General features: G+C 52.0%; 3 protein-coding genes (2 of these 3 cut by a window edge). All 3 read right to left on the bottom strand.

The window, feature by feature from the left end; all coding sequences use genetic code 11:
* Tightly spaced (each overlapping or abutting the next), the 3 genes in view from Xmir_RS15895 to Xmir_RS15885 form a layout consistent with a single transcriptional unit that may run on beyond the window.
* On the bottom strand, window positions 1-2,049 hold the 5' portion of the coding sequence (locus tag Xmir_RS15895) for a non-ribosomal peptide synthetase (protein ID WP_099115163.1). 12,813 nt of this gene lie to the left of the window's left edge; the window shows 2,049 of its 14,862 coding nt (coding positions 1-2,049); its start codon is at window positions 2,047-2,049; the stop codon falls past the left edge of the window.
* Window positions 2,046-8,921, bottom strand: coding sequence for a non-ribosomal peptide synthetase (locus Xmir_RS15890; RefSeq protein ID WP_099115162.1), 6,876 nt, complete (start codon window positions 8,919-8,921; stop codon window positions 2,046-2,048). Before Xmir_RS15890 ends, Xmir_RS15895 begins: the two co-directional genes overlap by 4 nt.
* Window positions 8,921-16,325 carry the 3' end of a non-ribosomal peptide synthetase gene (locus Xmir_RS15885; protein ID WP_099115161.1) on the bottom strand. Its footprint extends 15,506 nt past the window's final position, so the window shows 7,405 of its 22,911 coding nt (coding positions 15,507-22,911); its start codon lies off the right edge, out of view; it ends in the stop codon at window positions 8,921-8,923. Before Xmir_RS15885 ends, Xmir_RS15890 begins: the two co-directional genes overlap by 1 nt.

Genomic DNA, 16,325 nt, shown 5'->3' with positions numbered 1-16,325 from the left:
TTGTTGTGCCCAGGTCAGGAAATTCACTGTATTGCGGTGAGCAATGGCGACCCCTTTTGGTTGTCCGGTGGAGCCAGAGGTGTAGATCACATAGGCCAAGTGATGCGATGTCAGTCCCAATGTTTGAGGATTTGGATTGTCTGCCGATTGCCCCTGAATGAACGGTTCTTGGTTATCGATAAATACCGTGGATACGGGGCTGGTTAGTTTGTCCGAGAGTGTTGTTTGCGTCAGTATCACCACCGGAGCCGCATCTTCAAGCATATACGCCAGTCGTTCAGCCGGATAAGCGGGATCAAGGGGGACATAGGCACCACCAGACTTGAGAATAGCCAGTAAGCCCACCACCATTTCCAGATTACGTTCGGCACAAATCGCTACCCGATCATCCGGGCGCACACCTTGAGCAATCAAATGATGAGCCAGATGATTGGCACGCTGATTCAGTTCGGCATAACTGAGTGACTGCTCTTTGCATACTACAGCGGTGGCATTGGGCGTAAGCGCAGCTTGTGCCTCAACGAGTTGATGAATCAGGGCATCCTGTGGGAAATCTGCCTGAGTGTTGTTGAACTCTGCCAGCAGTTGTTGTCGTTCCGAAGCCGGCAGCAGCGGCAGGTGAGCAATGGTTTGTGTTGCATCCGTTGTCATTGCGATCAGCACTTGTTTCAAATAGCCGACCATGCGTTCAACAGTGGCAGAATCGAATAAATCAACGGCGTATTCCAGCTCACCGAGCAAGCCAACCTCAGTTTCGGTCAGCGATAACGTCAAATCAAAGTGGGTACTGTAACGTATCTGTTCTGCGGGCGCGAGTTGCAGGCCGGATAGCGTTAATGCTTTGGCGGGCGTGTTGTTTAAGGCCAGCATAACCTGAAAAACCGGGCTGTGGCTGAGGCTACGTTCGGGTTGCAATGCTTCCACCACTTGCTCGAAGGGCAAATCCTGATGGGCATAAGCGGCAAGTGCCCGCTCGCGGACTTGCGTAAGTAAGTCGGCAACACTGGCGGTATCATTCAATGTGATACGCAGGGCCAGCGTATTGACAAAGAAACCAATCAATCCTTCAAGTTCGTGATTCGGGCGGTTAGCGACCGGTGTACCAATAACAAGATCGTCCTGACCGCTGAGCCGGGCAAGTACGATGCTCCAGGCCGCCAGTATGGTCATAAACAAGGTCGTGTGATGGCGCTGCCCGAATGATTTAAGTGATTCCAGCAAGGGGGTATCAAACTGAACAGGGACTTGGCCCGCGGTATAAGTCTGTATGGCCGGACGTGGCCGGTCAGCCGGCAGATCCAACAAAGCGGGGGCACCTTTGAGTTGCGCACACCAGAAATCACGTTGTTGAGCAAGGACATCGCCTTGTAGCCAGTCACGTTGCCAGACGGCATAGTCGGCATACTGAATGGGCAGGGGGGGAAACGGGTCATCCTGATTGTCGAGAGCCGCACGATAGAGACCCCCCAATTCGTGCACCAGCACACCAATAGACCAGCCATCAGAAATAATATGATGCTGCGTGATCAGTAATACATGTTCTTCATCCGCCAGTTGCAGCAAATGCCCGCGGATCAGCGGGCCCTGAGTCAGGTCGAAAGATCTCTGTGCTTCAAAAGCAGTCAGTTCGGCAAGGCGATGAGTCTGTGTTTCTGAATCCAATGAGCGCAGGTCTTGATAAGATAGCGCAAAGCCGACACCGGCAGGATCAATGTGTTGGCAGGGCTGCCCCCCGATAAGCATAAAACGGGTACGGAGAATTTCGTGGCGGGCAATCAAACGGTTGAGCGCGTCAGACAGGGCATAATGATGAAGTTGCCCCGTCAGACGTAACGCAACAGGGATATGATAGGCCAGACCCGTGGCCGGATCGAGTTGGTTAAGGAACCACAGACGCTGTTGGGCGAAGGACAATGGCAAAGGAAGATCACGGGCAGCTTGCCTGATTGGTGGCCGTTTCTGATACTTCTGAGTTTGTAATTGTTCTTTAATTTTCTTTTTTAAAACGGCACGTTTCAGATTATCGAGATTCATGTTAGTCCTTATCATTGGTTACTGTCTCCACCTAACACCGCCATCAGTTCTTCTGTTGACATTAAATCCAGCGTGTTCTGGAGTGATTCAATATCGTTTTTCCCTATAGCATCCATTTGAGCTGTAAAGATAACTTCAGCCTGTTCCGCCAATTTGGGGGAAAGAAATAACGAAGAAATGGGGATATCAACCAGAAATGCGTCTTGTATGCGTGTTGCCAGTTGCACGATCATCAGTGAGTGACCACCGAGTTCAAAAAAGTTATCGTGGCGTCCCACGCGTTCCAATCCCAGCAAGTCTTGCCAAATCTGAGCCAGAATAGTCTCTTCCTCCTCGTTCGGCGCTTCATACGCGTGGGTTGCGATGGCAGATAAATCGGGGAGAGGAAACGCCTGACGGTCAAATTTGCCATTGGGTGTCAGCGGAAAAGCGTCGAGTGTTACAAAAGCACTGGGGAGCATATAGTCTGCGAGGTGCGAGGCGAGTTGTTGACGCAGTTCAGCCGGAACCAGTTCAACGCCATCCTGAGGCTTCACATAAGCAATTAAGCGTTTCTGGTTCGCTTCATCTTCACGCATCAAAATCATTTCACGCATCAAAGTCACTTCACGCATCAAAACCACCGCGTCGAGCACGCCGGGACATTGTCTGAGCTGAGTTTCAATTTCACCCGGTTCAATCCGGAAACCACGCAGTTTGACCTGAAAATCATTGCGGCCGATATATTCGATGTTACCGTCAGGAAGCCAGCGTCCGAGGTCACCCGTTTTATACATGCGGGCATCTGGCTCTGAAGAGAACGGATCGATCAGGAAACGCTCCGCAGTCAGTTCAGGGCGGTTCAGATAACCACGGGCAACCCCCATGCCGGCGATATGAATTTCACCCGTCACACCAAGGGGAACGGGCTGACCATGTTTGTCGAGAATATAAATCTGGGTATTGGAAATAGGCCGGCCGATGGGTATCGAGCGGGTAACATCAATGAGTGACGGAATCGCATAGACTGTGGCAAACGTAGTGGTTTCTGTTGGGCCATACGCATTAATCAAACAGGCGGGCTGTGATTCAGCCAATTGCACATGTTGTTGCACATGTTGTATCTTTTTGGGAGCGAGTACATCACCGCCGACAAGCAGGTAACGCAATTGTCCGAACAGGGGCTTGAGCACATCAAGGTACTCATCAAACAAGCCCGTCGTCAACCAGAGCGCAGTAACTTGTTCTTTGATCAGGGAATCACAGAAACGTACCGGATCGAGCAGCACGGACTGGGGGATAATATGCAGACGTGCGCCATTGAGCAGGGCAGACCAGATTTCCCAGGTTGATGCGTCAAAAGCAATATTGGCACTATGGGAAACACAGTCGTCAGGGCCAATATCAGCAAAACCATTGTTGATGATGAGGCGAAGCACATTGCGGTGTTCGACCATCACGCCTTTAGGCAATCCGGTGGAGCCTGATGTGTAAATCACGTAGGCCAAATGGCGTGATGTCAGCCCTTGTGCCTGAATATCCGGGTTGTGAATTGGCTGAGTTTCGGGGTTATCAAATTCATCACTGAGTACATTATCCAGCAGGATCGTCGGTAAAGGACGGGTCAGTTTGTCAACCCATGCGGTTTGGGTCAGTAAGGCGATGGGAGCCACATCCTCAAAGATATAGGCCAGCCGTTCGGCCGGAAAAGTCGGATCGAGCGGTATATAAGCCCCACCTGCCTTAAGGATGGCGAGCAAACCCACAATAAGTTGCGGGCTACGTTCGGCACAGATCGCAACGCGATCGTCTGGACGTACACCCAATGCAATCAAATGATGTGCCAGACGATTGGCGCGTTGGTTCAGTTCGTCATAGCTGAGTGTCCGGCCTTCGCAGACCACCGCCGTGGCATGGGGGCGCTGTAATACCTGAGCCTCAAAAAGCGAGTGGATAAGTGCATCTTGCGGGAAGTCTCTCTGAGTGGCGTTGAAGTCTGCCAGCAATTGTTGCCGTTCTGTCTCTGGCAGGATCGGGACATTCAGAATCGATTGTTGCGGGTCATGAATCAAAGCATCAACCAGACCCCTTATCGCGGTCAGCAGATAATGGGTGACACGGGTCGGATCGATACTGGCTACCGTTTGGGTGCTTAAATGAAAACCAACACCCAAATCATCCACCGACAGGGTAATCGGGTAGTTGGTTCGTTCCTTGGTTGCAATGACGCGCATACCTGACCAAGTCGTGTTAACCGCATTTTCTTCGTTGATTTGAGAATGACGGTAATTGAGCAGGGTACTGAACAACGGCATGGGTTGCTCTACGCCACTACAACTTTGTGCCAGTGTCAATGGTGCCTGTTCATGTTCCAGTAGTGCCATCAAATCATGATAGGTATTTTGTACGACGGTCTGTACATTGCGGCCAGCAAGGGAAACGCGTATTGGCAAGGTATTGATAAACATGCCCAGTATTTGGTTGGCCCCTGCGCCACCTTGTAAACGCCCAAGCAACACGGAGCCAAAAACGACATCATCACGCCCGCTGGTTTGTGCCAGCACCTGTGCCCAGGCAACATGGAACAGGATACTCGGGCTGACTTTCAGGCGCCGGGCCTGAGCGCGAATGGATTCCGCCAATCTCGGATCGAGAGGAAGATGCGCTTCGGTAATAGATTCGTCGTCCGTTATCTCGTTGCTCAGTGCCTGATTGTTCGGTATTGAGATCACACCAAATGGTGCCGTTGGCGCGTCAATATCGGCAAGCTGTGCGCGGAAATAAGCTTCATGTTCTGTCGCTGATTCATTCAGGATCTGGGCAATAAAATTGCGATAGGGTAACGCTGTGGGCAACGTATCTGTATGCCCCTGCAATATGAGCGCAATTTCAGCAAAAATTAACTCCAGTGTCATGTGGTCGCTGACCAGATGATGAAAACGCAAGGCCAACAACCATTCATCCGGCACTGAGTCATAAGCAATATCAGCCGCAAACAGGGGTGCCCGGTTCAGATTAATACGATGCCGGCGTGGATCGGTGTGAGCCCGTAACTGTGCAGGAACATCGTGCTCTGTGGCAGGCATAAAGACCTCAATGTCCAGCGGCGCCTGACGCCAGACCGCCTGAACGGGCTGTGCCAGTCCTTGCCAGTAAACAGCGGTGCGCAGAATGTCGTGGCGGTTGATAACCTGCTGCAAGGCGGCTAAAAAGGCATCAAGGCGTTCACGACTATCGAAAGCCAGTAAGCTTTGTAACAAATAAGTATCGCCTTGTGCCTGCATCAAATAGTGAAACAGAATACCTTCCTGCAACGGTGCCAACGGATAAATATCCTGCACATTACCAGCTCCGCCGGGAATGGTTTCGATGATGGCATCAATCTGGGATTGAGACAGCGCAACCAGTGGCAACATGTCAGGAACAATTGCAGTACAACCCTCTGGAATGCGGTTAGGTGGTACGATAAAAGTGTCAGCGTCACGCTGGATAGTCAGTGCCATATCAGCGAGGACAGGCGTGGCAAACACATTACGGACGTCGAGCTGCCAGCCAAGGTGACGTAATTCCTCGATCAGACCGACGATCATTAATGAATGACCGCCGAGTTCAAAGAAATGATCATAGCGGCCAACCTGTTCAAGCCCCAATAAATGTTGCCAGATCTGCGCCAGAGCGGTTTCTGTTTCACCCATCGGAGATTCATAATTGCGTACTATGAAAGCGGACGCATCGGGAGCGGGAAGAGCATCACGATCGGTTTTACCGTTAGGGGTCAGAGGGAAAGCGTCAAGTGTTATAAAAGCACTGGGCAGCATGTACTCAGCGAGATGTTGGGCAAGCTGCTGGCGCAGTTCAGCGGGAACCAGTTCAACCCCTGTCTGGGGCTGTACATAGGCAACCAAGCGTTTTTGTCCTCCCGTTTGTTTATCACCTGCTTGTTCATTACCTGTTTGTTCATAAAAAGTATCTTCACGAGCGAGAACCACCGCTTTTTGCACGCCACGGCACTGAGCAAGCTGAGTTTCAATTTCGCCGAGTTCAATGCGGAAGCCACGCAGTTTGATCTGAAAATCATTGCGACCGATATATTCGAGATTGCCGTCAGGCAGCCAGCGTCCGAGATCGCCTGTTTTATACATGCGCGCATCCGGATCGGAAGAGAACGGATTGGTTAAGAAGCGTTCGGCAGTGAGTTCAGGGCGGTTCAGATAACCTCGGGCAACACCCGCACCAGCGACATAAATTTCACCCGTTACGCCAAGGGGAACAGGCTGACCATGGGGATCCAGGACATAAATCTGAGTATTAGCGATCGGCTGGCCGATGGGAATTTTTCTTTCATCTTCTGCGATGAGGGGAATTTCATAGGCAGTGGCAAACGTGGTTGTCTCCGTTGGGCCATACATATGCAGTAGGTGTTTTGGTGGATGTTCAGCCCTGAGGCGGATGGCTGGACGGGTATCCGTCTGTTCACCACCGAAAAAGACATAACGCAAACCCGACAAAGCAGGAGCAATCAAATTTGCATATTGGTTAAACAGTGCCGTGGTAAGGAATAGCACACTGACACCTTCCGATGACAAATACTGACCAAAGCGGGCTGGCTGTAGCAAGGTTTTTTCTGGAATCAAAAGAATACGGGCGCCATGGACTAAACCAGACCACACTTCCCAGACCGCCGCATCAAATGAAATATTGGCACAATGGGCAATACCGTCATCCGGCCCGATATCGGCAAAACCATTATTGATAATCAGGCGAAGGACATTGCGATGCTCAACTATGACTCCTTTGGGCAATCCCGTTGAACCGGAGGTGTAAATGATATACGCCCTATGGCATGACGTCAGACCCAATGCCTGAGCGTCCGGGTTGTGAACAGCGTCTGTTGCCAGAGACGCTTCCCGGGCATCCGGTACGGTATCGAAAAGAACGGTATCTAAAAAAACGGTGGGCACAGAGTTGCCTAGCTTACTGGCCCATTCAGTCTGGGTCAGTAAAGCCACGGGGGCGGCATCCTCAAGCATATAGGCCAGCCGCTCAACGGGATAGTTGGGATCGAGTGGCACATAGGCTCCGCCGGCTTTAAGAATGGCAAGCAGGCCCACCACCAACGCCAGACTGCGCTCAGCACAGATTGCCACCGGATCATCAGGACGCACCCCCAACGCAATCAGATGATGAGCCAGTCGATTGGCGTGGCGGTTCAGTTCGTCATAGCTCAGCGTCTGACCTTCACAGGCTACCGCCGTGGCATGGGGACGCTTTAATACCTGATCCTCAACGAGCTGGTGGATCAGCATATTTTGCGGAAAGTCTGTCTGAGTGGCATTGAAATCAACCAGCAGTTGTTGCCGTTCCGATGCTGGCAACATCGGCAGAGTGGTAACGTTTTGTGTCTCATCAACGGCCATTGCCGTTAACACGTTCGTCAAATAGCCCGCCATGCGCTCAACGGTGGTAAAGTCGAACAAATCAGCAGCATATTCCAGATCACCGACTAAGCCGGTCTCGGTTTCGTTCAGTGATAACGTTAAATCAAAATGTGCCCCACGACGTTCCTGTTCAATCGGCGTGAGTTGCAAACCCGGTAATGTCAACACTTGGCTTGGCGTATTGTTTAACGCCAGCATCACCTGAAAGATAGGGCTATAACTGAGGCTGCGTTCAGGCTGTAGTGCTTCTACTACCTGCTCAAAAGGCAGATCCTGATGGGCATAGGCGGCAAGCGCCCGCTCCCGAACCTGTGCAAGCAGCTCCGCCACACTGATGTCGTTATTTAAGGTGACACGTAAAGCCAGCGTATTGACAAAGAAACCAATCAATCCCTCAAGTTCATGATGAGGACGGTTAGCGACTGGCGTACCAATAACAATATCATCCTGACCACTCAGCCGGGCAAGTACGATACCCCAGCCGGTCAGCACGGTCATGAACAAGGTCGAGTTATGGCGCTGCCCAAGCCCCTTAAGTGATGCCAATAAAGTGCTATCAAGATGAAAGGAGACTTTGCCGCCGATATAGGTCTGTACTGCCGGGCGTGGTCGGTCAGTGGGAAGCGTTAATAAAGCCGGAGCACCCCTGAGTTGATCACACCAGAAATCACGCTGTTCTGTGAGGGGAGCGCCTTGCAACGGACTTCCCTGTGACTGTTTTTCTTGTAACTGCTTTTTCTGTAACTGTTTTTCTTGTAACTGTTTTTCTTGTAATTGCTTTTCTTGTAATTGATCGTGCTGCCAGAAAGCATAGTCAGCATACTGAATAGGCAACGAGGGTAAGGAAGCTTCGTGGCCTTCAAGAGCGGCACGGTAGAAGGCGCCCAGCTCCTGCACCAGAATACCGATGGACCAGCCATCCGTGATAATGTGATGCAGGGTGAGCAACAATACATGCTCTTCGTCTGTCAATTGCAGCAGTTGACCGCGGATCAGCGGGCCCTGAGTAAAATCAAAGGGGGTCTGAGCTTCAATATCAATGAGTTCAGTAACATGGTCAGTATGCAGGGCCGGGTCTGACTGACGCAGGTCATGGAAAGACAGGGCAAAACCGGTATCGGCCGGTTCGATGTGCTGGCAGGGTTGGCCTTCGACCAGTACAAAACGAGTACGCAGGCTCTCATGGCGGGCAATCAGGTGGTCGAGTGATGTCGCTAGTGCATGGCGGTCGAGTTGACCGCTGAGGCGCAATATCACTGGCAGATGATAGGCCAGACTGGCCGCCGGATCGAGTTGGCTGAGGAACCATAACCGTTGTTGTGCAAAGGATAACGGTAATGGTTGATTACGATCCGCTTGTTCTATCAATGACTGTTGCTGCTGATTTCCACGGGCTTTCAATTGTTCTTCGAGTCTTTTCTCCAGAACAGCACGTTTCAAGTCATCGAGATTCATATTAGTCCTTATCATTATTCATTGTCTCCGCCTAAAATTGCCATGAGTTCTTCTGCTGACATTGAATCAAGATCGCTTTGCATTGATTCAATCTCGTTTTCTCCTACTTCGTTCATTTGAGCCGAAAAGATGATGTTGGCCTGTTCCATCAATGTGGGCGAAATGAACAACAAGGTCAGGGGAATGTTGACCATAAATTGGTTTTTTATACGTGTTATCAGCCGTACCACCATCAATGAGTGACCACCAAGTTCAAAGAAGTTGTCGTGACGACTAATACGCACCAGTCCTAATAAGTCCTGCCAGATCTGTGCCAAGGCCGTTTCTATTCTTCCCTGTGGCGCTGCATAATCATGTGTTACCACGGCAGACGCATCTGGGACAGGAAGCGCCTGCCGGTCAAGCTTGCCATTAGGTGTCAACGGGAAGGCGTCAAGCGTCACAAAGGCACTGGGCAGCATATAGTCGGCGAGCTGCTGTACGAGCTGTTGGCGCAGATCGGCAGGAACCAGCTCAGCACCCTCCTGAGGCTGTAAATAAGCGACCAGACGTTTCTGACCCGGCTCATCTTCGCGGGCAAGAACAACCGCATCACGCACACCGTGGTACTGCATTAACTGCGCCTCGATTTCGCCGGGTTCGATGCGGAAACCACGCAGTTTGATCTGAAAATCGTTGCGACCGAGGTATTCGATATTGCCATCGGGCAGCCAGCGTCCGAGGTCGCCTGTTTTATACATGCGCGCATCCGGATCGGGGGAGAACGGGCAGCTAAGGAAACGTTCCGTGGTCAGTTCAGGACGATTCAGGTAACCGCGGGCAACCCCCATGCCGGCGATGTGAATTTCTCCGGTCACGCCAAAGGGAACGGGTTGTCCATATTCGTCAAGAATATAGATTTGGGTGTTGGCAATTGGCCGGCCGATAGGAATAGAGCGAGCAACATCAACCGATGAGGCAATCGCGTAAGTTGCGGCAAAGGTTGTTGTTTCCGTCGGGCCATATCCATTGATCAGGGTGGCGGGTTGTGACTCAGCTAACTGAACAGCCCGTATCTTTCTTGGGTCAAGCACATCCCCACCCGCCAGCAGGTAACGCAGTTGACCAAATACCGGCTCAAGATAGTGGTGATATTCGTTGAACAAACCTGCGGTCAACCAGAGCGCAGTAACCTGCCCCTGGGTCAGTGAATCGCAGAAACGCACCGGATCAAGTAAGACGGATTGGGAAACAATATGCAGACGTGCACCATTAAGCAGGGCAGACCAGATTTCCCATGTCGATGCGTCGAAGGCAATATTGGCGCAATGAGCAACGCAATCATCGGGCCTGATATCCGTAAAGCCATTATCAATAATCAGGCGAAGGACATTGCGATGCTCAATCATGACGCCTTTGGGAAGACCGGTAGAGCCTGAGGTATAAATCACGTATGCCAGATGGTGTGGCATCAGCCCCAATGCCCGTGCGTCAGGGTTACAGGTCGGTTGTTCCGCCAATAACACGGCTTGCGTATCGAGTACTACAATAGGTACAGAAAAAGGTACAGAAAAAGGTACAGAGATTACCGGCTCAGAACGGGGTAACTTGTCGGCTTGTGTCGTTTGGGTCAACAAGATGACAGGAGCCGAATCTTCAAGCATATAAACCAACCGTTCGGCCGGATAGCTTGGATCAAGCGGGACGTAGGCCCCGCCAGCCTTGAGGATAGCCAGCAGACCTACAATCAGCTCCGGGCTACGCTCGATACATATCGCGACCCGATCGTCGGGTTGCACACCCAGTGTCATCAGATAGTGGGCCAACTGATTAGCACGGCGGTTTAGCTCACCGTAACTGAGTGTCTGCTCTCCAAATACGATGGCGGTGGTATCGGGATGATGCGCCGCGTGAGCTTCGAACAATTGATGTATCAGGGCATGGTGTATCGGCGCATGGTGTATCAGAGTATTGTGTGGCAGATCGGCCTGAGTGGCATTGAAATCGATCAGTAATTGCTGCCGTTCTGTGGCAGGCAGGATTGATATATCCCGAATCAATTGTTGCGGGTCACGAGCCAGCGCATCAATCAAACCGCTAATCGCCATAGCCAGATAATTGATGACCCGGGCGGGTTCAATACCCGCCACCGCTTGGGCCGTCAGTTGGAAACTGACACCCAAATCATCTACTGACAGCGTGATTGGATAGTTGGTTCTCTCTTCCGCGGCCAGAACGCGTATGCCTGCCCAAGTTGTATCAATTCCCTCATCCCCACGGGTCTGGCTGTGGCGGTAATTCAGCAACGTACTGAACAGCGGCATGGACTGTGACACGCCGCTGCAACGTTGTGCCAATACCAATGGGGCCTGTTCGTGCTCCAACAGCATCATCAAATTGTGGTAGGTGTCTTGCACCACTTGCTGAACTGTGCGGTTAGTCAAAGAGACCCGCATTGGCAGGGTATTGATGAACATTCCCAGTACGCGCTCAGCACCCGCTCCGCCCTGAAGCCGGCCCAATAATACAGAACCGAATACAACATCACTGCGGCCGCTGGTTTGTGCCAGTACCTGAGCCCATGCCACATGGAACAGCACACTAGGACTGACTCCCAAACGGCGCGCTTGGGTGCGAATGGTTTCTGCCTGTTCAGACGTCATGGAGAGACGTGCTTCAGTAACGCGCGTGTCGTCAGTAGGAACTTTGAGCACACCAAATGGCGCAGTGGGTTCGCTGATATCAGCCAGTTGATCGCGGAAGTAAGCCTCATGATCGGAGGCAGGTACGCTCAGTGTCTGGGCGATAAAATTGCGATAGGGCAGTGCAGCAGGCAGCATACCCACATTTCTCCGCAATATGAGCGCAATTTCCGCAAAAATCAGCTCCAGTGTCATATGGTCACTGACCAGATGGTGGAAGCGTAGCGCCAGCAACCACTCATCCTGTGCTGTGTCGTGAGCGATATCTGCAATAAACAGCGGTGCGCGGTTCAGATCGATGCGGTGCTGGCGTGGATCGGTGTGGATCCTGAGTTGGTCAGCGACACCCTCTGTTGTGGTTGGGTTGAAAACGTTAACCACCAACGGTGCCTGACGCCAGACCACCTGAACGGGCTGTGTCAGCTCTTGCCAGTAGGCAGAGGTACGCAGGATATCATGGCGGTCGATCACTTGTTGTAAGGCCGTCAGGAAAGTATCCAGGCGTTCACGGCTGGCAAAAGCGAGCAAACTTTGCAGCAGATAATTATCACCTTGTGTCTGTAACAGGTGGTGGAACAGAATACCTTCCTGCAACGGTGACAGTGGATAGATATCCTGCACATTGACCGCGCCGCCGGGAACTGTCGCGACGATGGTCTCGATCTCTGTCTGAGACAGTGAAACCAAAGGCAACATATCCGGTGTGATCGCCGTGCAATCCTGAGGGATACGATTAGGTGGCACAACAAAGGTATCAACGTTTCTCTGGACAGCTCGTGCCATATCGGCAAGAACGGGAGCGACAAACACGCTGCGAACGTCGAGTTGCCAACCGATGTTTCTCAGTTCTTCAATCAGGCTGACAATCATCAGAGAATGCCCGCCCAGTTCGAAGAAGTGATCATGCCGGCCAACCCGCTCCAGTCCTAAGAGATTTTGCCAAATCCGGGCGAGAGCGGTTTCCATTTCACCAATCGGGGTTTCATAGCTACGTACCACAATTGCGGATGAATCAGGCGCAGGCAGTGCACGGCGGTCAAGTTTCCCATTCGGAGTCAGAGGGAAAGCATCGAGTGTGACAAAAGCACTGGGTAACATGTATTCAGCAAGGTGCTGTGTGAGTTGTTGACGTAATTCAGCGGGAACCAGTGAAACACCCGCCTGAGGCAGAAGATAAGCAACCAGACGTTTCTGATTGGGTTCGTCTTCGCGCGCCAGAACCACGGCTTCACGCACACCGGAACATTGCTCAAGCCTTGCCTCAATTTCGCCAAGTTCAATCCGGAATCCCCGTATCTTGACCTGAAAATCATTGCGGCCGAGATATTCGATATTGCCATCGGAGAGCCAACGGCCTAAGTCTCCCGTTTTATACATACGGGTATCTGAATCCGGTAAGAACGGGTCGGCAAGGAAGCGTTCTGCGGTCAGTTCAGGTCGGTTCAGATAGCCACGGGCAACCCCTGCACCGACGATATAGATCTCTCCGGCCACCCCCAGAGGAACCGGTTGACCATAAGCGTCGAGAATATATATCCGCAGATCGGACAGTGGCTGACCAATCAGGCTACCGCGCCCTGAGTTAATATCGGATTCTGTCAGTTCACGGTAGGTGGCATGCACGGTAATTTCGGTGATGCCATACATATTTACCAGACGAGTTTGCCGGGTAGGATTGCGGGCAACCCACGGGGCAAGCGTATGCAGTTCTAATGCTTCCCCGCCAAATATGATGCAGCGCAGAGAGTGCGGGGTAACATCCTGAGCAGCAATCAACTGACGGAAAGCACTGGGTGTTTGATTCAGGATAGTGACCTGTTCACGACACAGCAGTGAATAGAACATTTGCGGTGAGCGGGCGCAATCGGCGGAAATAATGACCAACCGACCACCGTAAGACAAGGCTCCCCACAATTCCCATACCGAGAAATCGAAAGCAAAGGAGTGGAATAGTGTCCATACATCGTTATCATCAAACCGGAAGCGATCCTGTGTGGCGGCTAACAGGCGAATGACATTGGCGTGCTCGACCATGACCCCTTTGGGTTTTCCGGTCGACCCCGACGTATAAATGACATAGGCCAGATGGCGTGATGTCAGCCCTTGCGTTTGAGGGTCTGGGTTATCGGTTCGCTGTGTTGTCAGGAACGATGCTTGATCATCAAGTAAGACCGTCGGCAAGGCACGGGGGAGTTTGTCGGTTAACGTCGCCTGAGTCAGTATTACCACGGGTGCTGAATCTTCAAGCATATAGGCCAGTCGATCGGCAGGATAGGCCGGATCAAGCGGGACATAAGCCCCGCCCGTTTTGAGGATGGCAAGTAAGCCAATCACCATTTCCAAACTGCGCTCGGCACAGATCGCTACCCGATCATCAGGACGTACACCCAGCGCAATCAGATGATGAGCCAGACGGTTGGCCCGGCAGTTTAGCTCGCCATAACTGAGAGTCTGCTCCTCAAATACGACGGCAACGGCATCAGGATGGCGTGCTGCCTGAGCTTCAAACAGTTGGTGAATCAGCGCGTCTTGCGGGAAATCAACCTGATGAGCATTGAACTCTTCCAGTAATTGTTGTTGCTCTGATAGGGGCAGCATCGGCAAAGTAGCAATGATTTGCGTCTCATCAGCCGCCATGGCTGCCAGTACATTTGCTAAATAACCCACCATGCGCTCAATGGTTGCAGAGTCAAACAGGTCAATAGCGTATGCCAGTTCACCTTCCAGACCCGTGTCGGTTTCAGTTAATGACAACGTTAAATCGAAGTGAGCGCTATGGTGTACTTGTTCAATCGGTGTGAGTTGTAAGCCGGGGAGTGCCAAATCTTGGGCCGGAGTGTTGTTTAAGGCCAACATCACCTGAAAGATCGGGCTGTAACTCAGACTACGTTCAGGTTGCAGGGCTTCCACGACTTGCTCAAAGGGCAGATCCTGATGAGCATAGGCGGCAAATGCCTGTTCCCGGACCTGTGTGAGCAAATCGGCAACACGGGAGGAATCACTCAGCGTGACGCGCAGGGCCAGGGTATTGACGAAGAAACCGATCATTCCTTCAAGCTCTTGGCGCTGGCGGTTAGCAACGGGTGTACCAATAACGATATCATCCTGACCACTGAGCCGGGCGAGTACGATATTCCACGCTGTCAGCACAACCATAAATAACGTGCTGTTATGACGTTGTCCAAGCCCTTTAAGCGAAGCCAATAAATCAGCATTAAAATGAACAGGAACCCGGCCTCCGATGAAGGATTGCTCCGCCGGACGTGGGCGATCGGTCGGAAGTGCCAGCAGGGCCGGAGCACCTTTGAGTTGGGTGCACCAGAAATCACGTTGTGCAGCAAGGGTAGCTTCTTGCAGACTGTCACGTTGCCAGATGGCATAGTCCGCGTACTGAATGGGCAGTGGAGGTAATGGCGCATCTTGTCCATCAAGGGCCGCGCGGTAGAGAACCCCCGTTTCATGTATCAGCACACCAATGGACCAGCCGTCAGAAATAATATGATGCTGGGTAATCAGTAATACATGTTCCTCATCCGCCAGTTGCAGCAAATGACCCCGGATCAGCGGGCCTTGGGTAAAGTCAAAAGGCGTCCGGGTTTCGAGGGTTGCAAGTTCAGTAATATGATTAATGTGTGTATCTGATGCGAGTGCGCGCAGGTCTTGGTAAGACAGGGCAAAACCAATATCCGCAGGATCAATTTGCTGACAAGGTTGGCCTGCAACCAGTATAAAGCGGGTGCGCAGAATTTCCTGTCGGGCAACCAAATTGTCAAGTGCACGGGTCAACGCATGGCGATTAAGTTGACCCGTAAGGCGCAATGCCACGGGGATATGATAAGCCAGACTGGCGGCCGGATCGAGCTGACCGAGGAACCACAAGCGTTGCTGGGCGAAAGACAGCGGCAGTGGCTGGTTACGGTCAGCCACCGGGATGGCGACCTGATTTGTTATCGAAGCAGCGGTAAGCACTTGGGCCAAATCAGTCAGAATTGGTTGATCAAACAGTTGTTGGAGCGGTAATTCTCGTGCCAGCACCTGACGTGCACGCGCCGCGAGCTGGACAGCCAACAGCGAATGCCCGCCCAGTTCAAAGAAATGGTCGTAACGACCGACGCGTTCCAGTCCCAGTAAATCTTGCCAAATCCGGGCCAGTGCAATTTCTGTCTCACCGACAGGGGCTTCATAGTCACGCGTCACGACAGCGGATGAATCAGGCGCAGGGAGTGCCTGACGATCAAGTTTGCCATTAGGGGTCAGCGGGAAAGCGTCAAGCATGATAAAGGCACTGGGCAACATATATTCGGCAAGATGCCGGGCGAGTTGCTGGCGCAGTTCAGCCGGAACCAATTCAATACCCTCCTGTGGCCGCAGATAGGCGACCAGACGTTTCTGGTTCCCTGTTTTTTCATAACCAATGTTTTCATAACTAATGTTTTCATAACTAATGTTTTCATAAAAAGCGTCTTCGCGGATCAATACCACCGCTTCACGCACACCGTGGCATTGTCCGAGTCTTGCCTCGATTTCACCCAGCTCGATCCGGAAACCACGCAGTTTGACCTGAAAATCATTGCGGCCGAGGTATTCGACATTGCCATCGGAGAGCCAACGACCGAGGTCACCGGTTTTATACATGCGGGCATCAGGATCGGAGGAGAACGGATCAGCAAGGAAACGTTCTGCGGTCAGTTCAGGCCGGTTCAGATAACCACGGGCAACGCCGGCACCCGCAATATAA

The sequence above is a fragment of the Xenorhabdus miraniensis genome, from assembly GCF_002632615.1.
The sequence above is the reverse complement of the archived record's forward strand: the minus strand, read 5'-3'. Positions and strand labels throughout refer to the sequence as shown.

Bases quoted from the DNA above. Each gene is read 5' to 3' on its own strand.
- Xmir_RS15890 (WP_099115162.1), bottom strand. From the start codon at position 8,921: ATGATAAGGACTAATATGAATCTCGATGACTTGAAACGTGCTGTTCTG.